Annotated in this window: 23 protein-coding genes; 18 read left to right on the forward strand and 5 right to left on the reverse strand. The window is 72.6% G+C overall.

Annotated features, from left to right (window positions below; translation table 11 throughout):
- Window positions 1-67 precede the first annotated feature (67 nt).
- From ACF061_RS32435 to ACF061_RS32450, 4 genes are all read left to right on the forward strand, one after another.
- Window positions 68-1,036 carry a LysR family transcriptional regulator gene (locus ACF061_RS32435; protein WP_392270577.1) on the forward strand — a complete coding sequence of 323 codons (969 nt, stop codon included), beginning with the start codon at window positions 68-70 and terminating at the stop codon, window positions 1,034-1,036.
- Between the two features lie 158 nt (window positions 1,037-1,194).
- Window positions 1,195-2,328: a translation initiation factor IF-2 gene (locus tag ACF061_RS32440; RefSeq protein ID WP_392270578.1), complete on the forward strand. Its 1,134-nt coding sequence runs from the start codon at window positions 1,195-1,197 to the stop codon at window positions 2,326-2,328.
- On the forward strand, window positions 2,328-4,712 hold the full coding sequence (locus ACF061_RS32445; RefSeq protein ID WP_392270579.1) for a bifunctional polysaccharide deacetylase/glycosyltransferase family 2 protein: 2,385 nt from the start codon (window positions 2,328-2,330) through the stop codon (window positions 4,710-4,712). The genes ACF061_RS32440 and ACF061_RS32445 overlap by 1 nt, the downstream gene beginning before the upstream one ends.
- A complete protein-coding gene (locus ACF061_RS32450) occupies window positions 4,709-5,872 on the forward strand; it encodes an acyltransferase (protein WP_392270580.1) in 1,164 nt (387 codons plus the stop codon). The genes ACF061_RS32445 and ACF061_RS32450 overlap by 4 nt, the downstream gene beginning before the upstream one ends.
- A gap of 9 nt (window positions 5,873-5,881) precedes the next feature.
- Here ACF061_RS32450 and ACF061_RS32455 read toward each other — a convergent pair whose 3' ends face one another.
- The 4 genes from ACF061_RS32455 to ACF061_RS32470 form a co-directional block, all read right to left on the reverse strand.
- Entirely contained in the window at window positions 5,882-6,064 is a 183-nt protein-coding gene (locus ACF061_RS32455; protein ID WP_392270581.1) for a DUF397 domain-containing protein, read from the reverse strand.
- Between the two features lie 73 nt (window positions 6,065-6,137).
- The gene (locus ACF061_RS32460) at window positions 6,138-6,320 is read right to left on the reverse strand and encodes a DUF397 domain-containing protein (RefSeq protein WP_392270582.1); all 183 of its coding nucleotides are present in this window, start codon (window positions 6,318-6,320) and stop codon (window positions 6,138-6,140) included.
- Window positions 6,321-6,393: 73 nt separating this feature from the next.
- Window positions 6,394-6,576: a DUF397 domain-containing protein gene (locus tag ACF061_RS32465; protein WP_392270583.1), complete on the reverse strand. Its 183-nt coding sequence runs from the start codon at window positions 6,574-6,576 to the stop codon at window positions 6,394-6,396.
- A 12-nt stretch (window positions 6,577-6,588) separates the two neighbouring features.
- Entirely contained in the window at window positions 6,589-7,443 is an 855-nt protein-coding gene (locus ACF061_RS32470) for a helix-turn-helix domain-containing protein (RefSeq protein WP_392270584.1), read from the reverse strand.
- A 226-nt stretch (window positions 7,444-7,669) separates the two neighbouring features.
- On the opposite strand from ACF061_RS32470, the gene ACF061_RS32475 reads away from it, so the two are divergent.
- The 8 genes from ACF061_RS32475 (at window position 7,670) to ACF061_RS32510 (ending at window position 17,696) form a co-directional block, all read left to right on the forward strand.
- Window positions 7,670-8,116, forward strand: coding sequence for an ATP-binding protein (locus ACF061_RS32475; protein WP_392270585.1), 447 nt, complete (start codon window positions 7,670-7,672; stop codon window positions 8,114-8,116).
- 104 nt (window positions 8,117-8,220) lie between these two features.
- Window positions 8,221-8,754: a hypothetical protein gene (locus tag ACF061_RS32480; RefSeq protein WP_392270586.1), complete on the forward strand. Its 534-nt coding sequence runs from the start codon at window positions 8,221-8,223 to the stop codon at window positions 8,752-8,754.
- A 138-nt stretch (window positions 8,755-8,892) separates the two neighbouring features.
- Window positions 8,893-10,248, forward strand: coding sequence for a nitrate/nitrite transporter (locus tag ACF061_RS32485; protein WP_392270587.1), 1,356 nt, complete (start codon window positions 8,893-8,895; stop codon window positions 10,246-10,248).
- Between the two features lie 104 nt (window positions 10,249-10,352).
- A complete protein-coding gene (locus ACF061_RS32490; RefSeq protein WP_392270588.1) occupies window positions 10,353-11,528 on the forward strand; it encodes a uroporphyrinogen-III synthase in 1,176 nt (391 codons plus the stop codon).
- Between the two features lie 120 nt (window positions 11,529-11,648).
- Window positions 11,649-12,386, forward strand: a complete 738-nt coding sequence (locus ACF061_RS32495) for a CGNR zinc finger domain-containing protein (protein ID WP_392270589.1) — start codon at window positions 11,649-11,651, stop codon at window positions 12,384-12,386.
- Window positions 12,387-12,519: 133 nt separating this feature from the next.
- Window positions 12,520-15,009 carry a HelD family protein gene (locus ACF061_RS32500; RefSeq protein ID WP_392270590.1) on the forward strand — a complete coding sequence of 830 codons (2,490 nt, stop codon included), beginning with the start codon at window positions 12,520-12,522 and terminating at the stop codon, window positions 15,007-15,009.
- 554 nt (window positions 15,010-15,563) lie between these two features.
- Window positions 15,564-17,003: an NAD-dependent malic enzyme gene (locus ACF061_RS32505; RefSeq protein ID WP_392270591.1), complete on the forward strand. Its 1,440-nt coding sequence runs from the start codon at window positions 15,564-15,566 to the stop codon at window positions 17,001-17,003.
- A gap of 411 nt (window positions 17,004-17,414) precedes the next feature.
- Complete coding sequence (locus ACF061_RS32510; protein WP_003990598.1) at window positions 17,415-17,696, forward strand: HU family DNA-binding protein; 282 nt, start codon at window positions 17,415-17,417, stop codon at window positions 17,694-17,696.
- Window positions 17,697-18,045: 349 nt separating this feature from the next.
- Here ACF061_RS32510 and murA read toward each other — a convergent pair whose 3' ends face one another.
- Window positions 18,046-19,386 carry a UDP-N-acetylglucosamine 1-carboxyvinyltransferase gene (gene murA / locus ACF061_RS32515; protein WP_392270592.1) on the reverse strand — a complete coding sequence of 447 codons (1,341 nt, stop codon included), beginning with the start codon at window positions 19,384-19,386 and terminating at the stop codon, window positions 18,046-18,048.
- Window positions 19,387-19,662: 276 nt separating this feature from the next.
- On the opposite strand from murA, the gene ACF061_RS32520 reads away from it, so the two are divergent.
- The 6 genes from ACF061_RS32520 (at window position 19,663) to ACF061_RS32545 (ending at window position 25,531) form a co-directional block, all read left to right on the forward strand.
- Complete coding sequence (locus tag ACF061_RS32520) at window positions 19,663-20,235, forward strand: YqgE/AlgH family protein (RefSeq protein WP_392270593.1); 573 nt, start codon at window positions 19,663-19,665, stop codon at window positions 20,233-20,235.
- A 28-nt stretch (window positions 20,236-20,263) separates the two neighbouring features.
- Complete coding sequence (locus tag ACF061_RS32525; RefSeq protein WP_026252153.1) at window positions 20,264-20,548, forward strand: DUF3039 domain-containing protein; 285 nt, start codon at window positions 20,264-20,266, stop codon at window positions 20,546-20,548.
- Window positions 20,549-20,771: 223 nt separating this feature from the next.
- Window positions 20,772-22,082: an extracellular solute-binding protein gene (locus ACF061_RS32530; RefSeq protein WP_392270594.1), complete on the forward strand. Its 1,311-nt coding sequence runs from the start codon at window positions 20,772-20,774 to the stop codon at window positions 22,080-22,082.
- Window positions 22,079-23,044 (forward strand): carbohydrate ABC transporter permease, encoded by a 966-nt coding sequence (locus tag ACF061_RS32535; RefSeq protein WP_392270595.1) that lies wholly within the window; start codon window positions 22,079-22,081, stop codon window positions 23,042-23,044. Before ACF061_RS32530 ends, ACF061_RS32535 begins: the two co-directional genes overlap by 4 nt.
- On the forward strand, window positions 23,041-23,886 hold the full coding sequence (locus ACF061_RS32540; RefSeq protein WP_392270596.1) for a carbohydrate ABC transporter permease: 846 nt from the start codon (window positions 23,041-23,043) through the stop codon (window positions 23,884-23,886). Before ACF061_RS32535 ends, ACF061_RS32540 begins: the two co-directional genes overlap by 4 nt.
- Window positions 23,887-23,890: 4 nt before the next feature.
- Window positions 23,891-25,531, forward strand: coding sequence for a beta-N-acetylhexosaminidase (locus tag ACF061_RS32545; RefSeq protein WP_392270597.1), 1,641 nt, complete (start codon window positions 23,891-23,893; stop codon window positions 25,529-25,531).
- Window positions 25,532-25,732: the final 201 nt, after the last annotated feature.

Below are 25,732 nucleotides of genomic sequence, written 5' to 3' on the forward strand. Positions count from 1 at the left end.
CAACACCTTCCGCGAACGGATTCACGCACCCGTGATGTGAGTCGGCGCGGGGAGGTAGGTTCGCCGCATGCCCGCCCACCACCTGGACCCGCGACTGCTCCGCGGCTTCGTCGCCGTCGCCGAGGAACTGCACTTCACGCGTGCCGCGCTCCGGCTGTACGTCGCCCAGCAGGCGCTCAGCCGGGACGTGCGGCGGCTGGAGCGGGAGCTGGGCGCCGAGCTGTTCGTGCGCACCACCCGGCAGGTGACGCTGACCGCCGACGGCGAGCGGCTGCTGCCGCACGCCCGCCGGGTCCTGGCGGCCCAGGACGAGTTGCTCGCCGCCTTCGGTCAGGCCCGGCCGCTGCTGCTCGACCTCAACATGCCCGGCCTGGACACCGGGCGCCGGGTGCTGCACCGGGCCCGCGAACTCGCCCCCGAGCAGGAGATCATGGCCCGCTTCGAGAGCGGGCTGACCGGCGCGGCGGCGGAACTGCTGGCGGGGCGGCTGGACGCCTCCTTCGGCCGGTACGCGGGTCTGGACCCGGCGCTGCGGGCCGGGCTGGACCACCAGTTCGTGCGGTTCGAGCCGATGGCGGTCGCGCTGCCCGAGGGGCACCGGCTGGCCGCGCTGCCGGCGGTGCCGCTGGCCGCGCTGGCGGGCGAGACGGTGTACGCCGGCGCCGGGAACCCGCGCACCCCGGAGTGGACCGACCTCGCGCACCGCCTCTTCGAGGGGCGCGGCATCGCGGTGGCCCCGCCGGCCCCGCTGGCCGTCGGCGCGGAGGAGTTCGAACGGCTGATGGCCAAGACCGGGCACCCGGTCCTGGCGGTGGTCGGCTTCCCGGCCCTGCCGCGGACCGTCGTACGGCCGCTCGTCGATCCGGTTCCGCTGTCCCCGGTGTCGCTGGTGTGGCGCAGGGGGCTGGCGCATCCGGCGCTGGACGCGGTGCGGCGCGCGGCGGCGGAACTGTCCGCCGGAGAAGGATGGTTGCGACGACCCGAAACAGGATGGATTCCAGCCATCGACGAAGCGGTCAATTCCGTTCACCATTGATCTTTCCGTCTGTCGGCTCCCCGCCGGGCACTACGTTCCTGCTCGCCGAGCACGGTGGGACAAGGGGGGCGCTCGGGCAGGTGGGGGCCTGTTCCGGCGACGCGGGCTCGGGGTCGTACGCGCACCCGTAACACTTCCGTAGGGGAAGCTACGTGCGCATGAACAAGGGGCTGGAACAAGCCCGATCCGAATGGCCCGCGGCCGCGTCCGCGACCGCAGCGGTGCCCGTCGTCGGAGCCGGCGACGGCGGCGCGGGCGACGGTCCCGGCGGCGGTGGGGGTGGCGACGTCCAGAGGTTCCCGGAGACCGGCGCGGTGCCGGCGCTGCGCGTCGAGGACCCCTGGGACGAGTCCGGGCGGGACACCGGACGGTCCGGAAGGTCCTCGGGGACCGGACGGCCGTCCGGCCCCGAAGGACCAGGCCCGGACGAGCTGACCGTCCGGCTCGTCAGGACCGAAGACGTGCCGGACGGCCCGGCGGCCGCCCGCGCGGGCGGCGGCGGGGGAATCCGCTCGGGCGGCTGCGACGGCCCCGTCTTCGTCGACGAGTCGGGCCGCCGCAGCCGTCGGTTCCGCCGGATCGGCATGGCGGTCGGGCTCGCCTGCGGGGTCTACGCCGTCGTCATCGCCGCCACCCTGGTGTCGGGCAACTCCACCGCGCCCTGGCTGCCGGTGCCGGGCCAGGCCGGCGACAAGCCGGCCGGCAATGTCGAGACCCCGCCCGCGCCCACGGACTCCGCACGTCCGCCCGGCACGGGCGACGGCCTCGCCGTCCCCGGGGTCCCGGGGCTGCCCGGTGCGCCCGGGGCCTCCGCGCCGAGCGCGGGGAACACACGGCCGGCCACGGGCCCCGGCGCATCGGCGCCCGCCGCCTCCGCGGGACCGCGCCGGCCGGGCGCCCCGGCCGATCCGGGGCCGACCGCCGAGGACACCGGCGGCTCCGGGCCGCCGGCCCCCGGCGGGACCGGCCCCGCGACCGTGCCCGCCCAGCCCCCGGTCTCCGCCTCGCCCGACCCGACCCCGACCACCGGCGGCGGCACGCCCACGCCCGACCCGTCGACGTCGGCGGGCGGCAGTGGGAGCGGCGGCAGTGGGAGCGGCGGCGCCGCGACCGGGGCGCCCGGCTCGGTCGCCGACGGCCCGGGCGGCCCGGTCCCCGTGACGAGCGAGCCGGTCCCCACCGGGGCCCCGGGACCCACGACGGCGCCCGGCCCCACGACGGCCCCCGGCCCGACCGGGACGCCGGGCGGCGCCGGGGCGCGGCCCCCGGCGAACTCCAGGACCGTGGCCTGATGGCGTCCCGGGCCCGCCGCACGGGAACCGGAACGGAGAGCGGACGCACCGGCGGAGGACCGCCGACGCGGGCGGCCGACGGCACACCCGGAACGGGCGCCGACCGGGGCGCCGCCGACCGGGGCGCCGCCGCCCCGGGCACGGCCGCCTCCCGTGGCGCGCGCCGTTCCCCGCGCGGCCCTCGGCCCCGGACCCGCCGGCGGCCCCGCCCGCGCCTCCGGCCGCGTCCTCCGCTGCGGCTGCTGCTGCCCCTGCTGGTGCTGGCCGTGCTGATGGCGATGCTGATGCTGCGCGGCTATGTGCACAGCGAGATCCTGGCCGACCACCGGGTCCGGCCGGAGGCCGCCACCGACGGGGTGCCGCGGAAGATCCTGGACGGCGGCCCGGTCATCGACACCCGGGACGGACGGACGAGCGGCCTGCGCGTGCCCGACCACCGGTTGGTCCTCACCTTCGACGACGGACCCGACCCGACCTGGACGCCCAAGGTCCTGGACGTGCTCAGGAAGCACCACGCGCACGCGGTCTTCTTCGTCACCGGCACCATGACCTCCCGCTACCCGGACCTGGTCGCACGCATGGTCGCCGAGGGCCACGAGGTGGGCCTGCACACCTTCAACCACCCCGACCTCTCCTACCAGTCCCGGAGTCGGATCGACCGGGAGCTGTCCCAGAACCAGCTCGCCATCACCGGCGCGGCCGGCGTGCGCACCTCGCTCTTCCGGCCGCCGTACTCCTCCTTCGCCGACGCCATGGACAACCGGTCCTGGCCGGTGACCCGGTACGTCGGCGGCCGCGGCTACATCACCGTCGTCAACACCGCCGACAGCGAGGACTGGAAGAAGCCCGGCGTCGCCCGGATCATCCGCAACGCCACCCCGCGCAACGGCGAGGGCGCGATCGTGCTCATGCACGACTCCGGCGGCGACCGCCACCAGACGGTGCGGGCGCTGGACCGCTTCCTGCCCGAACTCCAGGCACGCGGCTACCGGTTCGACAACCTCACCGAGGCGCTCGGCGCGCCCAGCGCGCTCACCCCGGTCACCGGCGCCGACCTCTGGAAGGGCAGGGCGTGGATCTTCCTGGTCCAGGCGTCCGACGACCTCACCGGCGTCCTGGCCGGCTGCCTCGCCCTGGTCGGCGGCCTGGTCATCGCCCGGTTCGCGCTGATGCTGCTGCTCTCCGGCGCGCACGCCCGCCGGGTGCGCCGGCCCGGCTTCCGCCGGGGCGAGCCGGTCACCGAACCGGTGTCGGTGCTGGTGCCGGCGTACAACGAGGCCAAGTGCATCGAGAACACGGTCCGTTCGCTGACGGCGAGCGAGCATCCGATCGAGGTCCTGGTCGTGGACGACGGCTCGGCCGACGGCACGGCGGACATCGTCGAGGCCATGGACCTGCCCGGGGTACGGGTGGTGCGCCAGCGCAACGCGGGCAAGCCGGCCGCCCTCAACCGGGGCATCGCGCACGCCTCCTACGACCTGATCGTCATGATGGACGGCGACACGGTCTTCGAACCGTCCACCGTCCGCGAACTGGTCCAGCCCTTCGGCGACCCGAGGGTCGGCGCCGTGGCCGGCAACGCCAAGGTCGGCAACCGCGACTCGCTGATCGGCGCCTGGCAGCACATCGAGTACGTGATGGGCTTCAACCTCGACCGCCGGATGTACGACGTCCTGCGCTGCATGCCCACCATCCCGGGCGCGGTGGGGGCGTTCCGCCGGTCCGCCCTGCGGGAGGTCGGCGGCATGAGCCACGACACGCTCGCCGAGGACACCGACATCACCATGGCGCTGCACCGGGCCGGCTGGCGGGTGGTGTACGCGGAGGACGCCCGCGCCTGGACCGAGGCGCCCGAGTCCGTGCGGCAGTTGTGGTCCCAGCGCTACCGCTGGTCCTACGGCACCATGCAGGCGATCTGGAAGCACCGGGGCGCGCTGCTGGACCGCGGCCCGTCCGGGCGCTTCGGCCGGGTCGGCCTGCCGCTGGTGTCGCTGTTCATGGTGGTGGCCCCGCTGCTGGCGCCCCTGATCGACGTCTTCCTGCTCTACGGTGTGATCTTCGGCCCCACGCAGCGGACGGTGATCGCCTGGCTGGGCGTCCTGGCCGTCCAGGGGGTCTGCGCGGCGTACGCCTTCCACCTGGACCGCGAACGCATGCGGCACCTCGTCTCACTGCCCCTGCAACAGATCCTCTACCGCCAGCTCATGTACGTCGTCCTGCTCCAGTCCTGGATCACCGCGCTCACCGGCGGCCGGCTGCGCTGGCAGAAACTGCGCCGCACGGGCGTGGTGGAGGTGCCCGGCGGCCCGGCGCCACGCGGGCGGACGGCCGGGCGGACGGCCGCCGGAGCCGGGCAGCCGGGCGAAAGGAGGCCGGTGGCATGACACAGGCACTCGCCCCCGAGGCCGCCGCCGGTGCCGAACCGGCCGGCGGGCGCGACCGCTACCTGGACCTGCTGCGCGCCCTGGCCCTGGTCCGGGTCGTGGTCTACCACCTGTTCGGATGGGGCTGGCTGACGGTGCTGTTCCCGTCGATGGGCGTGATGTTCGCCCTGGCCGGCTCACTGATGGCGCGCTCCCTGAAGCGCCCGGCGCCGGGCGTGATCAAGGGCCGGCTCAGGAGGCTGCTGCCGCCGCTGTGGGCGTTCGCCGCGCTCCTGCTCCCCCTGATGCTGTTCGCCGGCTGGAACCCGGCTAAGGACCCGGACCTCGGCGGCACGGTCGGCCTGGCGAAGCTCCTCGACTACGTCGTCCCGGTGGGAGCCCCGCCCTACCCCTGGCACCTGGGGTCCGACTCCGGCCTGCTGGAGACGACCTGGGCCGACGACGCGGCGGGCCCGCTGTGGTACCTGCGGGCCTACCTGTGGTTCGTGGTGGCCTCGCCGTTGCTGCTGCGGGCGTTTCGCCGGGCCCCGTGGCCCACGCTGCTCGCCCCGCTCGCCCTGACGGCGGTGCTTGGCACGGGCGCGGTGACCATCCCCGGCGAGACGGGCGACGCGGTGCGGGACTTCGCGGTGTACGGCGGCTGCTGGGTGCTGGGCTTCGCCCACCAGGAAGGCGTGCTGAAGGCCGTCCCCCGCTACGCGGCGGTCTCCTGCGCGGCCTTGCTGATGGCCTTCGGCCTGTGGTGGGCCTCCGGCCACCAGGGCCCCGACGGCTGGGACCTGAACGACATCCCGCTCGCCCAGGCCACCTGGTCCTTCGGAGCCGTGGTCATCCTCCTCCAGTACTCACCGTCGTGGCGGGAGTTCCCGGCCCGGCTGCGCCGCTGGGAGCGGCCCGTCACCCTCGCCAACAACCGCGCGGTCACGATCTACCTCTGGCACAACGCCCTCATCACCGCCACGGTCCCGCTCGTCGACCAGGCCTACGACCTGCCGTTCACGCAGAGCGACGGCGCGTCGGCGGCCCTGGACTCGACGTACGGCCTGTGGATGTTCGTCCTGGTGTGGCCGCTGATCGCCGCCGTGATCCTTGCCTTCGGCTGGATCGAGGACGTGGCGGCCCGGCGCGGACCCCGGCTGTGGCCGGACGGGCGTCGCTGAGCGGGAGGCTCAGTCTCCCCGTCTCGCCGTGTGTGCGACGAAGTCGGCCCAGGCGGCGGTCGGGACGGTGAGGTGGGGGGCTTGGGGGGTCTTGGAGTCGCGGATGTGGACCTGGGTGGGGGTGGGGGATATCTCGACGCAGTTGGAGCCAGCCCCGCTGTACGTGGACTTCTTCCAATGGATGGCGTGCACGGTAGGTCCCTCTCAGATTTCCTTGGCGAGGTCGTGGATGAAGTCGCGGGAAGCCAGGCGCTGAGCGGGGAGCTCAGTCTCCATGTCTCGCCGTGTGCGCGACGAAGTCGGCCCAGGCGGTGGACGGTACGGTGAGGTGGGGGGCTTCGGGGGTCTTGGAGTCGCGAATGCGGACCGTGGTGAGGGTGGGGGATATCTCGACGCAGTTGGAGGCGTCGCCGCTGTACGTGGACTTTTGCCAGTGGGTGTTGTGCACGGGGGATTCCTCTCAGGCGTCCTGAGTGGTGCGGTGGACGACGTCGCGGGAAGCCAGGCGCTGAGCGGGAGGCTCAGTCTCCCCGTCTCGCCGTGTGTGCGACGAAGTCGGCCCAGGCGGCGGTCGGTACGGTGAGGTGGGGGGCTTCGGGGGTCTTGGAGTCGCGGATGCGGATGGCGGTGGGAGTGGGGGATATCTCGACGCAGTTGGAGCCGTCACCGCTGTACGTGGACTTTTGCCAGTGGGTGTTGTGCACGGGGGATTCCTCTCAGGTTTCCTGGGCAATGCGGTGAATGAAGTCGCGGGAAGCTGCCGTTGCCAGTGCGCATGACTCCATGCGATCCAACACCGCGCGGTACTTGCTCAACTGCGCTTCCGCGTCCAGGAACTCGCAGGCACCGTGGCACGAGTCGAGCTGAACCGTGTCGAGTTGCCGGACCGAACCCTGGAGGTAGTCGAATGACTGCCCTGTCGTGGGGAAGCTGGTCGTGCCGAAGGGGATCACCCGGACGGTGACGTGCGGCAGTTCGCTCATGTCGTTGAGGTGTTTGAGCTGCCCACGGGTGATGTCGGGGCCGCCGAAGCCCATGCGGAGAGCTGCCTCGTGAATGATCGCGGTGTACGGAGGCGGGTCGTCTCGGTGCAGGATGCCCTGTCGTTTCATGCGGTGCGTCAGACGATGTTCGATCTCGTACTGCCGCATGGGTGGCACCACGCCCTGGAAGAGGGCGCGGGCATGATCGGTGGTCTGCAACAGAGCCGGGATGTTGGTGACCAGGGCCACGCGCACTCCGGTCGCATGGTGTTCCAGCTCGGCGAGGTCGACCAACGCCGTGGGAACGTGATCGCGGTACTCCTCCCACCAGCCGCGCGTACGTCGACCTGTCATGGCGGCGAGTGCTTCGACGAGCTGGTCATCGAAACACTCGTAGGTGTGCGCCATGGCGCGGAGTTTGTCGGCGCTGACGGGTGTGCGCCCGGTCTCGATCATGCTCACGCGTGCCTGGTTGACGCCGAGGAGTTCGGCTGCAGCGGTGGCGGTGAGACCGGCTCGCTCGCGGAGTTTGCGCAGCTCAGCGCCGAGCCTACGCTGCCGCAGCGTGGGATTGCTGGTGGGCGGCACGGGTCTTCCCTTCCGGCTGCGACAGGCCGTTCTTCTCCCTCACACGGGTGAAGGATCGATGGTTCTAGTCTGTTTTGTTAGAGCTATCTAACCATCTGCCCTACGGTTTTCCTGTGCCGCTCAACTCACCGCTCCCATAAGCCGGAAGCGCACCACCCCAGGCACTGCCACCGCCCGGCGCGACTGTTGAGCGAGCTCTCGAGTCCCCTTCCTTCTGGAGTTCCCCGTGGTCACCGTAGCCCTGCCCGACACCTGGGTGTACGCCCTTCGTCTCCCTCATGACCCACGCGCCGCACGTGTCGCACGTATGACCGTGCGGGCCGCGCTCAGCGGTCACGGGATGGGCGAAGTCAGCGACACGGTCGAGCTGTTGACCTCCGAGCTGGTCACCAACGCCTACCGGCACACCAGGGGTCCGGCCTCGCTCCGGCTGACGGCCCTCGGGGACGGGCGGCTGCGGGTCGGCGTCTGGGACAGTCACCCGCACATCCCCGCACCCTTCGGCGGACCGCCCGGGGACCACGTCCCGCCGGCCCCGGCCGACGCCGAGGGCGGACGCGGGCTCTTCCTCGTGCAGCAGCACGCGGACTCGTGGGGCGGCTGGCCGCTCGGCGGCAACCTGCTCGGCCGGGGAGCCGGAAAGCTGCTGTGGTTCGAGGTGGGGGGCCGCTGAGGGACGCATGGTGACTGTGAGTGAGTGATTGGCTACCCGAGTGCAGCTAGCCTCACTCCAGCTGGGCTAAGTGGAGTCAGGCTAGGAGGCTCCAGCGGAAGCCCGTGATCACTGTGGCCGATCCGATCGTCCGCTTCCATGACCTGATCGTGCGGCCGAACCTGGTCGACTTCGAGCTGCGGGAGGGGCGGGCGGCCTGGGAACGGTCGCGGGAGACCTTCTCCTCCAAGGTCCTCGGTCCGCACTTCGAGGACCTGGCCCGCCAGTGGACCCTGCGGTACGGGCGTGGGTACGGCCTCGACGACATCGGGCAGGTGGGGACGACGACCGTCGCCTGCCGTGAGCACCGGGGCCACGAGGTCGGCGTCGTCGCGCTCAGCCGGGCGTCCCGCGCGCGCGACAAGGGGGCCCGCATCACCCTGATCGGTGAGGTCAAGGCGACGAACAAGTCGCGGACGGGCGCCGACCTCCAACGCCTCGAACACATCCGTGATCTGCTCCGCGCTCAGGGCTGGGACGTGGAGAGCTGCACGCTCGCCCTCTATGTGCGCAGCGAACCCGCTGCCGACCTCGTCACGGCGGCGAAGGCCGGGCGAGTTCTGCTGGTCGGGATGCCGGAGCTGTACGGCGCCGGATGAGCCGTCCGCCGGCGCCTCTCATCCCCGCGCTCCCCGGGGTGAGGCCGACGTTCCCTCCCGGTCACCCTCAACGCCACAGCACGGAAACCGAGTTGCCCTACCTTGGGGGGCTGTTACTCGGCGCACCGTGGAGGCGGGATGACAGCCAGGCGTTGGATAGAGCACTGGGACCCGGAGGACGAGGGCTTCTGGGAGGACGGGGGGAAGCGGATCGCCCACCGGAACCTGTTCTTCTCCGTGCTCTCCGAGCACATCGGGTTCTCCGTGTGGACGCTGTGGTCCGTGCTGGTGCTGTTCATGGGGCCCGAGTACGGGCTGAGCCCCGCCGACAAGTTCCTGCTCACCTCCGTGGTGACGCTGGTGGGGGCCGTGGTGCGGGTGCCGTACACCTTCGCCGTGGCCGTGTTCGGCGGGCGGAACTGGACGATCGTCTCCGCGGGCCTGCTGCTCGTGCCGACCGTCGCCGCCTTCGCCGTCATGCACCCGGGCACCTCCTTCGCCACCTTCCTGTGGGTCGGGCTGCTCGCCGGGATCGGCGGCGGGAACTTCGCCTCCTCCATGACCAACATCAACGCCTTCTTCCCGATGCGGAGGAAGGGCTGGGCGCTCGGACTCAACGCCGGGGGCGGGAACGTGGGCGTCCCCGTCATCCAGCTCGCCGCCCTCGCCGTGATCGGGGCGGGCGGCGGCCCGCGCGTGCTGCTGGGGATCTACATCCCGCTGATCGTCGTGGCCGCCGTGCTCGCCGCGCTGTTCATGGACAACCTCGCGTCGGTGAGGAACGACACCGGCGCCGCCGTGCACGCCGCCAAGGACGCCCACACGTGGATCATGGCGTTCCTGTACGTGGGGACCTTCGGGTCGTTCATCGGGTACAGCTTCGCCTTCGGGCAGGTGCTCACCAACCAGTTCGGCCGGACGCCCCTCCAGGCCTCCTACCTCACCTTCATCGGACCGCTCCTCGGTTCCCTGATCCGGCCCGTGGGCGGCCGGCTCGCCGACCGCTACGGCGGGGCGCGGATCACCCTGTGGAACTTCGTCGCGATGGCCGCCGCGACCGCCGCCCTCATCGCGGCGGGGGAGCGCGGGTCGCTGCCGCTGTTCGTGGCCGTGTTCGTCGTGCTGTTCGTGCTCAGCGGGCTCGGCAACGGGTCGACGTACAAGATGATCCCGGGGATCTTCCAGACCAAGGCGCTGGCCAAGGGGCTCGTCGGGGAGGAGGCCGCGGCGCACGCCCGGCGGCTGTCCGGGGCCGCCATGGGGCTCATCGGGGCCGTGGGCGCGCTCGGCGGCGTCGGGATCAACCTCGCCTTCCGCCAGTCGTTCCTCTCCTACGGCTCCGGAACCGGCGCGTTCGTCGCCTTCCTGGTCTTCTACGGCGCGGCCTTCGCGGTCACCTATGCCGTATATCTTCGTCGTACGGGCGGCGGCGGGGCCCCGGCCGGTGCCACCACCGCCGGTGCGGAGCCGCGGCTCGGTTACGCCGAGGTGTGACGTAACACTGGTGACATGCCGGCGAACCGAGCCCGTCACGCGGTGTTGACAGGCTCGATCGGCGGAACGTAACGGCAGGACGAGTCGAGCGCGGGACGAGAGCCATGAGCGAGGACGAGGGACAGCGGACGGCCGAACAGGGGCCGCCGTCCGGACACGGGCCGCTGGCCGGGTTCACCGTGGGCGTGACGGCCGCGCGCCGGGCCGACGAACTAGGCGCGCTGCTCTGGCGGCGCGGCGCGAGCGTCGTGCACGCGCCCGCCCTGCGCATCGTGCCGCTCGCCGACGACGGGGAACTCCTCGCCGCCACCAAGGAGATCATCGACCAGACGCCCGACGTCGTGATCGCCACCACCGCGATCGGCTTCCGCGGGTGGGTGGAGGCGGCGGACGGCTGGGGGCTCGGCGAGGCCCTGCTCGGCCGGCTGCGGGAGGTCGAGCTGCTGGCGCGCGGGCCCAAGGTCAAGGGCGCCGTCCGGGCCGCCGGGCTGACCGAGGAGTGGTCGCCGTCCTCGGAGTCACTGGCCGAGGTGCTCGACCGGCTGCTGGAGCGGGGCGTGGAGGGGCGGCGGGTGGCCGTACAACTGCACGGGGAGCCGCTGCCCGGGTTCGTGGAGGCGCTGCGGGCCGGGGGAGCGGAGGTCGTGCCGGTGCCGGTGTACCGGTGGCTGCCGCCGGAGGACCCGGGCCCGCTCGACCGGCTGCTGGACGCCGCCGTCTCCCGGGGGCTGGACGCGCTCACCTTCACCAGCGCGCCGGCCGCCGCCTCCCTGCTGTCCCGAGCCGAGGAACGGGGGCTGCTGGCGGAACTGCTGGCCGCGCTGGGGCGCGACGTGCTGGCCGCGTGCGTCGGGCCGGTGACCGCGGTGCCGTTGCAGGCGCACGGGGTGGACACGGTGCAGCCGGAGCGGTTCCGGCTGGGGCCGCTGGTGCAGTTGCTCTGCCAGGAACTGCCCGGGCGGGCGCGGGCGTTGCCGGTCGCCGGGCACCGGCTGGAGATCCGGGGACACGCGGTGCTGGTCGACGGCGACCTCAGGCCGGTGCCGCCGGCCGGGATGGCGCTGCTGCGGGCGATGGCGCGGCGGCCGGGCTGGGTGGTCTCCCGGGCCGAACTGCTGCGGTCGCTGCCCGGCGCGGGCCGCGACGAGCACGCGGTGGAGACCGCCATGGCCCGGCTGCGCACGGCGCTCGGCGCGCCGAAGCTGGTCCAGACGGTGGTGAAGCGCGGATACCGGCTGGCCCTGGACCCGGCGAGCGACGCCAAGTACGCGGACCGGTAGCCGGGGGGTTCCGGCCCGGGGAGCGGACGGGCACTGTGGGAGGGAACGGTTCCCCAGCCCTGACGAGCACCCCGCCGGACCACGGCGGCCGGGGTGCCGCCCCTAGGCGGTGACAGGTACATGGCACTGGGTACGGTCACGGTCCCGTACGGGCCGCGCTTCGACACCGGGCGGATCTGCCTGGACCTCCTTTCCACCGCCCATCCCGGGGAACGGCTGGCCGCCCTGGAGCCGTTGCGCGCCTGGATCGCGGGCTCCGGTCTGGTCCCGCCGGGCACCCCGCTGGCGCACGCCGACGCCTCCTGGCCCGCCGCATTCCGGGAACTGCGGTCCGACATAGGCCAGTTGGTGCGCGACTGCCTCGCCACGGGGAAACGGCCGTACGGCACCGGCGGCGGCACCGGCACCGGCGGCGGCACCGGCGGCGGGGCCGGGACGCGCGTCGGCGGTGGCGGGGCGGGTACCGGGGGCGCCGGGGCGTACGCCGAGGACGTCCCGCCGCACGAACCCGTAACGAGCCGGCCGTACGGCCTCGCGCTCGCCCGGGTCAACGACGTCGCCCGTGCCGCCCCGCCCGCGCCCCGCGCCGTACGGGGCGAGGACGGCGCCCTCGTGCGCGAGCTGGCCGGTCCGCCCGAGTGCGCCGCGCTGCTCGCCGCCGTCGCCCGGGACGCCGTGGAACTGCTCACCGATCCCGTCGCCCGGAGCGCGCTGCGCCAGTGCGCGGGCGACGACTGCCCGATCGTGTACCTCGACAACTCGCGTGGGCACAGACGGCGCTGGTGCTCCAGCGAGGTCTGCGGGAACCGCGAACGGGTGGCCCGCCACCGCCGCCGGGCGGCCCTCGCGCGGCACTAGCGGCACCAGGCTCCGCGGGTCCGTCCGGCGGGATCCGCCGGACGGACCCGCGGAGCGGGCCGGGTCCGGCTTCCGCCAGTGGGCCCCCTTCGCGTACGGTTGACGGCTGCCCAGCACGTCAGAAGGGGGCCCGGTGGCCGCTCAGGCTCAACAGGATTCCGCGGTCGAATCGGTTCACGGCGCGGCGCAGGGTGCGCCGCCGGACGCCGCGCACGACGCCGCGGGCGACTCCGTGCGCGACCGGGAGGTCGGCGGCGAACAGGAACACCTCGACCGCGTGTACCGGCGGCTCGAGGAGAAGATCCACGAGGCCGAGTTCCTGATGAACGACGCGGCCAAGCGGGGCCAGGTCGGCACGCCCGGCGCGCTGGCCGAGCGCGACGCGCAGGTCTTCCGCGCGGGAGTCCACCTCAACCGGCTGAACAACGAGTTCGAGGACTTCCTCTTCGGCCGCATCGACCTGCTGCTCGGCAAGGACGGCAAGAAGGGCCCCGACGGGGCGTACACCGCGGTCGAGCCGGCCGAGGGCGCGGTGCGGCCCGACCGGACCGCCGACATCGCCGAGACCCTGCACATCGGCCGCATCGGCGTCCTCGACGAGGATTACGCGCCGCTGGTCATCGACTGGCGGGCGCCGGCCGCCGCCCCGTTCTACCGGTCCACCCCGGTCGACCCGGGCCGGGTCGTGCGCCGCCGGGTCATCCGGTCCAAGGGACGGCGCGTGCTCGGGGTCGAGGACGACCTGATGCGGCCCGAGCTGACGGCCTTCCTGGACGGGCGGGAGCTGGCCGTCATCGGCGACGGCGCCCTGATGGCCGCGCTCGGCCGGGCCCGCAGTCACACCATGCGGGACATCGTCTCCTCCATCCAGGCGGAGCAGGACCTCGTGATCCGCGCCCCCGCCTCCTCCGTGACGTACGTGGAGGGCGGCCCCGGCACGGGCAAGACCGCGGTCGCGCTGCACCGGGCCGCCTACCTGCTCTACCAGGACCGCCGCCGCTACGCGGGCGGCATCCTGATCGTCTCGCCGACCCCGCTGCTGGTGTCGTACACCGAGGGCGTGCTGCCCTCCCTCGGCGAGGAGGGCCAGGTCGCCATCCGGGCGATCGGCTCGCTGGTCGAGGGCGCCGAGGCCACCCTGTACGACTCCCCGGCCGTGGCGCGGGCCAAGGGGTCGTACAGGATGCTGAAGGTGCTGCGGAAGGCGGCGCGCGGCGCACTGGAACTGGGTCCGGGCGGGGGTGTCCCGGCGGGGCAGCTCGCCCTGGGCGACGAAGACGGCGACGCCGACGGCGGGGCGGGGCAGCCGCAGGCGCCCGCGGGTCCGCCCACCCGGCTGCGGGTCGTCGCCTTCGGCCGGCGGCTGGAGCTGGAGGGGCGCGAACTGGACGACATCCGGCGCACCGCCCTCGGCGGCACCGCGCCGGTCAACCTGCTGCGCCCGCGCGCCCGCAAACTGCTCCTGGACGCCCTGTGGGAGCGGTCCGGCGCGGCCGGCCGGCACACGGACGCGGAACTCGCCGCCGAACTGCGCTCGTCCTTCGACGAGGACGTGACCGGCGAGGACTCCTTCATCGCCTTCCTCGACGCCTGGTGGCCCGAGCTGACCCCGCGGGCCGTGCTCACCGCGATGGCCGACGAGCGCCGCCTGGGCCGCTGGGCGCGCCGCGTCCTCAACCCCGGCGAGGTGCGCAAGGTCGCCCGTTCGCTCCGGCGGGACGGCCACTCGGTGCACGACATCGCCATGCTGGACGAGCTCCAGGCGATCCTCGGCGCACCGGCCCGGCCGCGGAAGAGACGCGAGCTCGATCCGCTGGACCAGCTCACCGGTCTGGAGGAGCTCATGCCGGTGCGCGAGGAGTCGCAGCGCGAGCGGGCCGAGCGCCTGGCGCAGGAGCGCACCGAGTACGCGCACGTCATCGTGGACGAGGCGCAGGACCTCACGCCCCTTCAGTGGCGGATGGTCGGCCGCCGCGGCCGGCACGCCACCTGGACGGTGGTGGGCGACCCGGCCCAGTCCTCCTGGTCGGACCCGGACGAGGCGGCCGAGGCCCGTGACGAGGCCCTCGGCACCCGTCTGCCCACCGCCGCGCACGGCGCCTCCCGGGGCGCCGCCCCGGGCCGTTCCTCGCGCGCCCGCCGCTTCGAGCTGACGGTGAACTACCGCAACCCGTCCGAGATCGCCGAGCTGGCCGCGAGGGTGCTGGCCCTCGCCATGCCCGGGGCCAAGGCGCCGTCCGCGGTGCGCTCCACGGGGCTCCAGCCGCGCTTCGCCGTGGTCCGGGACTCCCTGGGCGCCACCGTGCGCGCCGAGGCCGAAGCGCTGCTGGAGCGGGTGGAGGGCACGGTCGGCGTGGTCGTCGCCATGGCCCGCCGCGAGGAGGCCCGGCGCTGGCTGGCCGGACTCGGCGACCGGGTGGTGGCGCTGGGCAGCCTGGAGGCCAAGGGGCTGGAGTACGACGCGACCCTCGTCGTGTCGCCCGCGGAGATCGCCGACGAGTCGCCGGCCGGTCTGCGGGTCCTGTACGTCGCCCTGACCCGGGCCACCCAGGAGCTGACGGTGGTCTCGGGCGAGCGGGACGAGCCGGACGCGGCGGGAGTGCCGGATCTGCTGCGGGACTGAGAGCCGCGGCCGGGCGGCCCGCCCGGCCGCCTGCCCGGCCGCCTGGTCGCGCGGGCGGACGTGGGGAGCGGAGCCGGATCGGCCGGGGAGAGGGGCGTCGGGAAGGCGCGGACGCGGGGCCGGGCGGGCCGGGAGCCGGTGAACCGCGGCCCGCGACAGCGTGGGCCACGGACCGGATTCCTGTGAACCTCGGCGACGGGAATGGTCTCACCCGAACTGTTTGTTAGCCTGTATGTGACACCGGCTCGATCCAAGCCCCCGGGCCCAACCTTCGTCGCTACGAGCGACCACTTGCCGCGAGGCGAGCATGGCGGGCCGGTGTCGCAAGCCTCCGAGAGGCCCACGTCACGTTCTATGTGACGTGGGCCTCTTTTGTTCCCCGAGCATCTACCGTCGCGTGCCTGTTTCTCGTATGGTGGAAACAACTTTCCGAAAAAAGCGCCTCCCGGTGAACACAAAGTCCGCAACCCAGGGCGACTACCACGTACTCCGGGGTAGGTGCGACGATCGGACGGCACAACTTCGCGACACGGTGAAAGCAGAGGAAGTCGGCCATGGCAACGGCGCCCAGCGTCTCCTACTCGATGACCATCCGGCTGGAGGTGCCCGCGAGCGGAACCGCCGTCTCGCAGCTCACCACCGCCGTGGAGTCCTCCGGAGGCTCGGTGACCGGCCTCGACGTCACCGCGTCCGGTCACGAGAAGCTCCGTATCGACGTCACCATCGCGGCCTCCTCGACCGCGCACGCCGACGAGATCGTCGAGAAGCTGCGCGGCATCGAGGGCGTCACGCTCGGCAAGGTCTCCGACCGTACGTTCCTGATGCACCTCGGCGGCAAGATCGAGATGGCGTCCAAGCACCCCATCCGCAACCGTGACGACCTCTCCATGGTCTACACCCCCGGTGTGGCCCGGGTCTGCATGGCCATCGCGCAGAACCCCGAGGACGCCCGCCGCCTGACCATCAAGCGCAACTCCGTTGCGGTCGTGACGGACGGCTCGGCCGTGCTGGGCCTCGGCAACATCGGTCCCAAGGCCGCGCTGCCCGTCATGGAGGGCAAGGCGGCCCTGTTCAAGCGGTTCGCCGGCATCGACGCCTGGCCGCTCTGTCTGGACACCCAGGACACCGACGCCATCGTCGAGATCGTCAAGGCCATCGCCCCCGGGTTCGCCGGCATCAACCTCGAGGACATCTCCGCGCCCCGCTGCTTCGAGATCGAGGCCCGGCTGCGCGAGGCCCTGGACATCCCCGTCTTCCACGACGACCAGCACGGCACCGCGATCGTCGTGCTCGCGTCCCTCACCAACGCGCTCCGCGTGGTGGGCAAGCCGATCGAGAACGTGCGGGTCGTGATGTCCGGCGCCGGCGCCGCCGGCACGGCCATCCTCAAGCTGCTGCTCGCCGCGGGTGTGAAGAACGCCGTCGTCGCCGACATCCACGGCGTCGTGCACGCCGGCCGCGAGGACCTCGTCGACGCCGCCCCCGAGTCGGCGCTGCGCTGGATCGCCGACAACACCAACCCCGAGAACCTGACCGGCACGTTGAAGGAGGCCGTGCGCGACGCGGACGTCTTCATCGGCGTCTCGGCCCCGAACGTGCTCGACGGCGACGACGTGGCCGCCATGGCCGAGGGCGCCATCGTGTTCGCGCTCGCGAATCCCGACCCCGAGGTCGACCCGGCGATCGCCCGGCAGACGGCGGCGGTCGTGGCCACCGGCCGCTCCGACTTCCCCAACCAGATCAACAACGTGCTGGTCTTCCCGGGCGTCTTCCGCGGTCTGCTGGACGCCCAGTCCCGGACCGTCAACACGGAGATGATGCTGGCCGCCGCGCAGGCCCTGGCCGACGTGGTGACCGAGGACGAGCTGAACCCGAACTACATCATCCCGAGCGTCTTCAACGACAAGGTCGCCGGAGCCGTCGCCGGCGCGGTGCGGGACGCCGCCAAGGCGGCCGGGGCGGCCGCGGTGAGCAGCAGCCCCACCAGCGTCTGAGGACCGGGCCGCGGCGGCCGACGACGGCGCCCGGGGCCGGCCGGCCCCCACGGGGACCGGCGCGGCCCCGAGGGGGCGTGACCGGAGCGGCCGCCCGGCGTGACGATCGCCACGGTGCGCCGGGATCCGGCGCGTCGCGGACGGCGCCGTCAGCGGCGCGCCCTAGGGTGACGGCCGGGCGAGGGCCCTCTTTCCGTGTGACCCCCAAGGGTGTCTTCATGACTCCTGGGGGTGCCGGATTGGCTTTCCCGCCGCAGGTGGGGGCAGGATGCCTCCCTGGGCGCGAGGGTCTGACGAACGACCCGGGTCCGGGGACCCACCAGGACCCTGGCAGCATCGGCTTGGCTGGCCCAACATGCGGCTTCGCCGCGTGGACCGCCTCAATGGCAAGAAGAACACGGGAGTAAGAACATGAACCGCAGTGAGCTGGTGGCCGCGCTGGCCGACCGCGCCGAGGTGACCCGCAAGGACGCCGACGCCGTGCTGGCCGCGTTCGCCGACGTCGTCGGCGACATCGTCTCCAAGGGGGACGAGAAGGTCACCATCCCTGGCTTCCTCACCTTCGAGCGCACCCACCGTGCCGCTCGCACCGCCCGCAACCCGCAGACCGGCGAGCCGATCCAGATCCCGGCCGGCTACAGCGTGAAGGTCTCCGCGGGCAGCAAGCTCAAGGAAGCCGCCAAGGGCAAGTGACCTTGCCGCCCGTACGTCACGGGACGGCGTACGGGGCCTGGTAGGGCCGACAACGTCAATGGGGCGGCCCCCTTCACAGGGGGCCGCCCCATCGTCGTACGCACGCCCTCCCCGGCCGGGAGCAAGGCCGCCTGGCCCCGGGGCGGGGCCGCCCGGCCGGGCGGAGGGTCCTTGGCCCGGCACGGCCCGGCCCGGGTCGGGCGGCCGCGCCCGTCAGCCGGGCGCCCGGCCGGGGGCTTCCGCCTTCGTGCCCGGCTCCACCGGCTTCGGTGTGCCGTGCCTGTCCGGGGCGCTGCCCAGCTCCTGGCCGGCGGAAGACCGCCCGGCCGGGGCGGGACGGCCGGGTCGGTCAGCCGAGCGGCTGGCCGGGCAGTTCCACCTTCGCGCCCAGCTCGACCAGCTTCTCCATGAAGTTCTCGTAGCCGCGGTTGATCAGGTCGATGCCGTGGACCCGGGAGGTGCCCTGGGCCGCGAGGGCGGCGATGAGGTAGGAGAAGCCGCCGCGCAGGTCCGGGATGACCAGGTCGGCGCCCTGGAGCTTGGTCGGGCCGGACACCACCGCGGAGTGCAGGAAGTTGCGCTGGCCGAAGCGGCAGTCGGAGCCGCCCAGGCACTCGCGGTAGAGCTGGATGTGCGCGCCCATCTGGTTCAGCGCGGAGGTGAAGCCCAGCCGGGACTCGTAGACCGTCTCGTGGATGATGGACAGCCCGGTCGCCTGGGTGAGGGCCACCACCAGCGGCTGCTGCCAGTCGGTCTGGAAACCGGGGTGCACGTCCGTCTCCAGCGCGATGGACTTCAGCTGTCCGCCGGGGTGCCAGAACCGGATGCCCTCGTCGTCGATCCGGAACGCCCCGCCCACCTTGCGGTAGGTGTTCAGGAACGTCATCATCGACCGCTGCTGGGCGCCGCGGACGTAGATGTCGCCCTCGGTCGCCAGCGCCGCCGAGGCCCAGGAGGCGGCCTCCAGACGGTCCGCGAGGGCGCGGTGGTTGTAGCCGCCGAGCTTGTCCACACCGGTGATGCGGATCGTGCGGTCGGTGTCCATCGCGATGATCGCGCCCATCTTCTGCAGCACGCAGATGAGGTCCTCGATCTCCGGCTCCACGGCCGCGTTGGACAACTCCGTGACGCCCTCGGCGAGCACCGCCGTCAGCAGCACCTGCTCGGTCGCGCCCACGGAGGGGTAGGGCAGCCGGATCTTCGTGCCGCGCAGCCGCTGCGGGGCCTCCAGGTACTGGCCGTCCGCGCGCTTCTCGATCGTCGCGCCGAACTGCCGCAGCACGTCGAAGTGGAAGTCGATGGGCCGGCCGCCGATGTCGCAGCCGCCGAGGCCGGGGATGAACGCGTGCCCCAGACGGTGCAGCAGGGGGCCGCAGAAGAGGATCGGGATGCGGCTGGAGCCCGCGTGGGCATCGATGTCAGCCACGTTGGCGCTCTCCACCCGGGTGGGGTCGAGCACCAGCTCGCCCGGCTCCTCGCCCGGCCGGACGGTCACGCCGTGCAGCTGAAGCAGACCGCGCACCACGCGGACGTCACGGATGTCCGGAACGTTGCGCAGCCGGCTTGGCTCACTGCCCAGCAGAGCGGCGACCATGGCCTTCGGTACGAGGTTCTTCGCACCACGGACACGGATCTCGCCCTCCAGCGGGGTTCCGCCATGGACAAGCAGGACATCGTCGTTGACGCTCATGTATCTCGCGTTCCGATGAGTTGGGCAGGGTCCGGCCGATCACATAGGTCAGGGGCCGGAGAGACAGAGTAATCGCCGTGCGCCCCCCTGAAGTAAGCCCGAGTACCGCCCGGGCACGTCATGGCTCTGTCACAACACGAAACGTGTCAGACCGGGCACATGGGGTCACCGGCCGGGCCGTGCGCCGGGCGGCGCTCCCGTGCCCCGTGAGCTGCCCTCACCCCGGTAGCCGGATTGGCTCCCCACGCCCGGGGAAGATGCGGGATCATGTCTGGCATGACCGAGGTGTCCTCGCTCACAGGACGGCTGCTCGTGGCAACGCCCGCCCTGGCGGACCCGAACTTCGACCGCGCGGTGGTGCTCCTCCTCGACCACGACGAGGAGGGCTCCCTGGGTGTCGTCCTCAACCGGCCCACCCCCGTGGACGTGGGCGACATCCTGGAGGGCTGGGCGGACCTCGCCGGGGAGCCCCCGGTCGTCTTCCAGGGCGGCCCGGTGTCGCTGGACTCCGCGCTCGGCGTCGCCGTCATCCCGGGCGACGGCCCCGGCGACCGCGCCCCGCTGGGCTGGCGCCGGGTGCACGGCGCGATCGGCCTGGTCGACCTGGAGGCCCCGCCGGAGCTGCTGGCCTCCGCGCTCGGCTCGCTGCGGATCTTCGCCGGATACGCCGGCTGGGGCCCCGGCCAGCTGGAGGACGAACTGGTCGAGGGCGCGTGGTACGTCGTCGAGTCGGAACCCGGCGACGTCTCCTCGCCCTCCCCCGAACGGCTCTGGCGCGAGGTGCTGCGCCGGCAGCGCAATGAACTGGCGATGGTCGCCACCTATCCGGACGACCCGTCGCTCAACTGATGCCCGCCGGTTTCAGTACCCTTTCCGTATGAGCACTCTCGAGCCCGAGCGCGGGACTGGTACGGGGACCCTCGTAGAGCCGACGCCGCAGGTGTCCCACGGCGACGGCGACCACGAGCGCTTCGCCCACTACGTCCAGAAGGACAAGATCATGGCGAGCGCCCTGGACGGGACGCCCGTCGTGGCGCTGTGCGGCAAGGTGTGGGTGCCGGGGCGGGATCCCAAGAAGTACCCCGTGTGCCCGCTGTGCAAGGAGATCTACGAGTCGATGAGCGGCGGCGGCGACCAGGGCAAGGGCGGCGACAAGAAGTAGCGCCCCCTCCGTCACCCGCCCGCCGGGCCGACCGGGCCCCCGAGTGCGTTTCGCGCACTTCGGGGGCCTTTGTGCTGTCCGGCGTTGCGCAGGGTGCGTCCGGCGGTCACAGAGTGGTTGAGACCCCTTGTCGGCGCGTTCATCGAGTACCTAGCCTCCATGGTGTTGTGCAGAGCAAAACAGTCATTGCGTATGTTGCAACACCTGACCGGAGGATCGCTCCATGAAGCTCTCCGCAAGACTCCCCGGCCGGCTGGCCCTGATGCTGGCCGCGACCGTCGTCACCGCCACCGCCTGCGCCCCGCAGACGTCCGACAACTCCTCCTCCGGCAAGGACGAGAAGACCGGCACCCTGCGCGTCTGGCTGTTCCAGGAGGTCAACAACAAACCGAAGGAACAGGTGGTCAAGCAGGTCCTCGCCGACTTCGGCAAGGCCCACGCGGACACCGAGGTCACCGTCGAGTACATCCCCGTCGAGACCCGGGCCCAGCGGATCAAGGCCGCCTTCAACGACCCGAAGAGCGCCCCCGACGTCATCGAGTACGGCAACACCGACACCGCCGGCTACGTGAAGGACGGCGGACTCGCCGACGTCACCAAGGAGTTCGAGGCCTGGGGCGAGGCCAAGGACACCGACCCCACCGCCCGCAAGTCGGTCACCGTGGACGGCAAGGTCTACGGCGCCCCCTACTTCGTCGGCGTCCGCGCCCTCTACTACCGCACGGACGTCTTCGGGGAACTGAAGCTCCGTCCGCCGAAGACCATGGACGAACTGGCCGCCACCGCCCGAAAGGTCCGGGCCGCCCGGCACGACCTGTACGGCATCGCCGTCGGCGGCGCCTACACCTACGGCGCCATGCCCTTCGTCTGGGCCAACGGCGGCCGGCTCGCCACCGGCGAGGGCGGCTCCTACACCTCCGCGATCGACAGCCCCGAGGCCCGCAAGGGCATCGAGGCGTACACGTCCCTGTTCGGCGACGACGTCTGCCCCGCCGCCAAGTGCGCCGGGATGACCGGCAACGACACCGTCACCGCCTTCGCCTCCGGCAAGGCCGCCATGGCGATCGGCGGCGACTTCAGCCACCAGGCCGTGGAGGCCGGACAGGCCAAGGGCAAGTACGCGGTCGTGCCGCTGCCGGGCGTCAAGTCCGGCTCGGTCGCGCCGGCCTTCGCGGGCGGCAACAACATCGGCGTCCTCAGGAGCACCTCGCACCGCACCCTCGCCGTGGACCTGATGAAGCGGCTCGCGTCGAAGAAGACCCAGGGCGAGATGTTCGACGCGATGGGCTTCCTGCCGACCTTCGCGGACGTGCGCGGGCAGGTCGCCGCGAAGGACCCGTTCGTGAAGCCCTTCGTCGACACCCTCGCCGCGGGCACCGAGTTCGTGCCGGCCTCGCCCGCGTGGGCCCAGATCGACTCCTCGCAGGTGCTGCCGACCATGTTCCAGGAGGTCGTCAGCGGCCGGAAGGACGTCAAGGCGGCCGCCGGGGAAGCGGCGAAGAAGATGAACGACGCGTTCGGCTCCGTCGGATGACCGTGGCACCCAGCCGGCCGGGGGGCGCGGCGCCCGTGCGGCCCCGGGCCGGCCGCGGCCGGCCGCGCGGCGCCCCGCGCCCCCCGGGGCGCGGCTGGGCCACCCCCTGGCTGTACCTCGCCCCGGCCCTCGTCGTCCTCGGCGGGCTGCTCGTCTACCCCGTCTACCAACTCGGCCTGATCTCCTTCCTGGAGTACACCCAGGCCCAGGTCAGCGGCGGGGAGCCGACCAGCTTCCAGGGCCTGGGCAACTACGCCGAGCTGTTCCGGGACGACCAGTTCTGGCAGGTCCTGCTGGCCACCGTGGTGTTCGCGGCGGCCTGCGTGATCTGCACGCTCGCCGTCGGCTGCGCGCTCGCCGTGCTCCTCACCCGGGTGCGCGCCGTGCCGCGCCTCGCGCTGATGCTCGCCGCCCTCGGCGCCTGGGCGACCCCGGCGGTCACCGGCTCCACGGTCTGGCTGCTGCTGTTCGACGCCGACTTCGGACCCGTCAACCGGATCCTCGGGCTCGGCGACCACTCCTGGACGTACGGGCGCTACAGCGCCTTCCTCCTCGTCCTGCTCGAAGTGGTCTGGTGCTCCTTCCCGTTCGTCATGGTCACCGTCTACGCCGGCATCCGCGCCGTCCCCGCCGAGGTGCTGGAGGCCGCCGCGCTGGACGGCGCCTCCCAGTGGCGGATCTGGCGCTCGGTGCTGGCGCCGATGCTGCGGCCGATCCTGGTCGTGGTCACCATCCAGTCGGTCATCTGGGACTTCAAGGTCTTCACTCAGATCTACGTCATGACCAACGGCGGCGGCATCGCCGGCCAGAACCTCGTCCTGAACGTCTACGCCTACCAGAAGGCGTTCGCGTCCTCGCAGTACGGCCTCGGCTCCGCGATCGGCGTCGTGATGCTGCTGATCCTGCTCGCCGTGACGCTGGTCTACCTGCGGCTGCTGCGCCGCCGGGGGGAGGAGCTGTGAATCTTCCGCGCGCACGGGTGCGCCGTCCATGGCGGCTCGCGGCCGAGGCGTCGGCGCTGCTGATCGCGGTCGTGGTCGCCTTCCCGCTGTACTGGATGGTGCTGAGCGCCTTCAAACCGGCCGGGGAGATCGAGACGACCCGGCCCAGGCCCTGGACGACGTCCCCCTCGCTGGAGTCCTTCCGAAGGGTCTTCGGACAACAGGAGTTCGGCCGGTACTTCCTCAACAGCCTGCTCGTCGCGGGCAGCGTCGTGATCGCCTCCGCGCTGATCGCGTTCCTCGCGGCGACCGCCGTCACCCGGTTCCGCTTCCGTTTCCGGACCACCCTGCTGATCATGTTCCTGGTGGCCCAGATGGTGCCCGTGGAGGCGCTCACCATCCCGCTGTTCTTCCTGATGCGGGACTTCGGCCAGCTCAACACCCTGGGGTCGCTGATCCTGCCCCACATCGCCTTCTCGCTGCCCTTCGCGATCTGGATGCTGAGAGGCTTCGTGAGAGCCGTTCCGGAAGCACTGGAGGAGGCCGCCCGCATCGACGGCGCGAGCCGCTCGCGCTTCCTGTGGCAGATCCTCTTCCCGCTGGTCTTCCCGGGACTCGTGGCGACCAGCGTGTTCTCCTTCATCTCGACCTGGAACGACTTCCTGTTCGCGAAGTCGTTCATCATCAGCGACACCTCCCAGTCGACGCTGCCGATGGCGTTGCTGGTCTTCTACAAGCCGGACGATCCCGACTGGGGCGGGGTGATGGCCGCGTCCACGGTGATGACGGTCCCGGTGCTGGTCTTCTTCGTACTCGTGCAACGACGACTCGTCTCCGGCCTCGGCGGAGCGGTGAAGGACTGACGTGATGGACGTGATCCCCCAGCCAGGGCGTACGGCGACCGACGAGGAACGGTTCTTCGAACTGGGCCCGGACACCACGGTGACGGCGGGCGAGGGCACCGGCCGCACCGAACGCTGGCTGCGCGCCACCCTCGGCGCGGCCACCGGACTGCCGCTCGCCCCCGCGCCGGCCGGCGACGGCGCCCTGCGCCTGCGCCTGGACGACGCCGTCGCCCGGGACCTCGGCGCCGAGGGCTACCGCCTGGTGGTCACGCCGGACGGCGCCGACCTCGCCGGCGGCGGCCCCGCCGGCCTCTTCTGGGGCGCCCAGACGCTCCGGCAGCTCCTCGGCCCGGCCGCCTTCCGGCGCGCGCCGCTGCCCGGCGGGCGGTGGCGGCTGCCGCTGACCGAGATCGAGGACGCGCCGCGTTTCCGCTGGCGCGGTCTGATGCTGGACGTCGCCCGGCACTTCATGCCGAAGGACGGCGTCCTGCGCTACCTCGACCTGATGGCCGCCCACAAACTCAACGTCCTGCACTTCCACCTGACGGACGATCAGGGCTGGCGGGTCGAGATCAAGCGGTACCCGAAGCTGACCGAAACCGGCTCCTGGCGCTCCCGGACGAAGTTCGGCCACCGGGCCTCGCCGCTGTGGGAGGACAAACCGCACGGCGGCCACTACACCCAGGACGACATCCGCGAGATCGTCGCCTACGCCGCCGAACGGCACATCGCCGTCGTCCCCGAGGTCGACGTGCCCGGGCACTCGCAGGCCGCCATCGCCGCCTACCCGGAGCTCGGCAACACCGACGTCGTCGACACCACCGCCCTGACCGTCTGGGACGACTGGGGCGTCAGCGAGAACGTGCTCGCCCCCACCGACGCCACCCTGCGCTTCTACGAGGGCGTCCTGGAGGAACTGCTCGGCCTCTTCCCGGCGGACGCGGCGCCGTTCTCGGACTTCTTCCACATCGGCGGCGACGAGTGCCCCAAGGAGCAGTGGCGGGCCTCGGCCACCGCGCAGGCCCGCATCGAGGAACTCGGGCTGGCCGACGAGGACGAGCTGCAGGCCTGGTTCATAGGCCACTTCGACAAGTGGCTCGCGGCGCGCGGGCGCCGGCTCATCGGCTGGGACGAGATCCTGGAGGGCGGCCTGGCGGAGGGCGCCGCCGTCTCCTCCTGGCGCGGCTACGCGGGCGGGACAGCCGCCGCGAAGGCCGGCCACGACGTCGTCATGTGCCCCGAGCAGCAGGTGTACCTGGACCACCGGCAGGACCCGGGCGAGGACGAGCCGGTGCCGATCGGCTACGTGCGCACCCTGGAGGACGTCTACCGGTTCGAGCCGGTTCCGGCGGAACTCGACGCGGAAGAGGCCCGGCACGTGCTCGGCGCCCAGGCCAACCTCTGGACCGAGGTGATGGAGAACCAGGCGCGCGTGGACTACCAGGCGTTCCCCCGGCTGGCCGCCTTCGCCGAGGTCGCCTGGAGCGCGCTGCCCGCCCCCGGAGAGCGGGACTTCGCCGGGTTCGAACGACGGATGGCGGCACACTACCGGCGCCTGGACGCCCTGGGCGTCGGCTACCGCCCGCCCGCCGGCCCGCACCCCTGGCAGCGGCGGCCCGGCGTCCTCGGCCGGCCGATCGACGGACAGCCGCCGCTGAGGTAGCCGTCCGGCCCGCGCCGGAGCGGCCGGGCGGGCGGCCGCCGCGTCAAGGACCGGTCCGCCGACTCGCAGGCCGCGGTGGCCGCCTGCCCGGAACCCGGCGCGGGCCGGTCCGCCGGTGGGGGAGGGGACGTCCGCCGGCGGAGAAGCGGCCGGTCCGCCGCCGGGACGGGCCGGGGGTCGGCCCGTCCCGCTTTTCCGGAC

Origin of the sequence: Streptomyces sp. NPDC015220 (assembly GCF_043079345.1) — a bacterium.
Lineage (GTDB): Bacteria > Actinomycetota > Actinomycetes > Streptomycetales > Streptomycetaceae > Streptomyces.

What these genes read in the sequence shown, in the direction of transcription:
- murA (WP_392270592.1), bottom strand. Translation starts at nt 19,386, where the DNA reads ATGAGCGTCAACGACGATGTCCTGCTTGTCCATGGCGGAACCCCGCTG.
- ACF061_RS32510 (WP_003990598.1), top strand. Translation starts at nt 17,415, where the DNA reads ATGAACCGCAGTGAGCTGGTGGCCGCGCTGGCCGACCGCGCCGAGGTG.
- ACF061_RS32520 (WP_392270593.1), top strand. Translation starts at nt 19,663, where the DNA reads ATGACCGAGGTGTCCTCGCTCACAGGACGGCTGCTCGTGGCAACGCCC.
- ACF061_RS32485 (WP_392270587.1), top strand. Translation starts at nt 8,893, where the DNA reads ATGACAGCCAGGCGTTGGATAGAGCACTGGGACCCGGAGGACGAGGGC.
- ACF061_RS32490 (WP_392270588.1), top strand. Translation starts at nt 10,353, where the DNA reads ATGAGCGAGGACGAGGGACAGCGGACGGCCGAACAGGGGCCGCCGTCC.
- ACF061_RS32445 (WP_392270579.1), top strand. Translation starts at nt 2,328, where the DNA reads ATGGCGTCCCGGGCCCGCCGCACGGGAACCGGAACGGAGAGCGGACGC.
- ACF061_RS32505 (WP_392270591.1), top strand. Translation starts at nt 15,564, where the DNA reads ATGGCAACGGCGCCCAGCGTCTCCTACTCGATGACCATCCGGCTGGAG.
- ACF061_RS32435 (WP_392270577.1), top strand. Translation starts at nt 68, where the DNA reads ATGCCCGCCCACCACCTGGACCCGCGACTGCTCCGCGGCTTCGTCGCC.
- ACF061_RS32530 (WP_392270594.1), top strand. Translation starts at nt 20,772, where the DNA reads ATGAAGCTCTCCGCAAGACTCCCCGGCCGGCTGGCCCTGATGCTGGCC.
- ACF061_RS32495 (WP_392270589.1), top strand. Translation starts at nt 11,649, where the DNA reads ATGGCACTGGGTACGGTCACGGTCCCGTACGGGCCGCGCTTCGACACC.
- ACF061_RS32440 (WP_392270578.1), top strand. Translation starts at nt 1,195, where the DNA reads ATGAACAAGGGGCTGGAACAAGCCCGATCCGAATGGCCCGCGGCCGCG.
- ACF061_RS32525 (WP_026252153.1), top strand. Translation starts at nt 20,264, where the DNA reads ATGAGCACTCTCGAGCCCGAGCGCGGGACTGGTACGGGGACCCTCGTA.
- ACF061_RS32535 (WP_392270595.1), top strand. Translation starts at nt 22,079, where the DNA reads ATGACCGTGGCACCCAGCCGGCCGGGGGGCGCGGCGCCCGTGCGGCCC.
- ACF061_RS32450 (WP_392270580.1), top strand. Translation starts at nt 4,709, where the DNA reads ATGACACAGGCACTCGCCCCCGAGGCCGCCGCCGGTGCCGAACCGGCC.
- ACF061_RS32545 (WP_392270597.1), top strand. Translation starts at nt 23,891, where the DNA reads ATGGACGTGATCCCCCAGCCAGGGCGTACGGCGACCGACGAGGAACGG.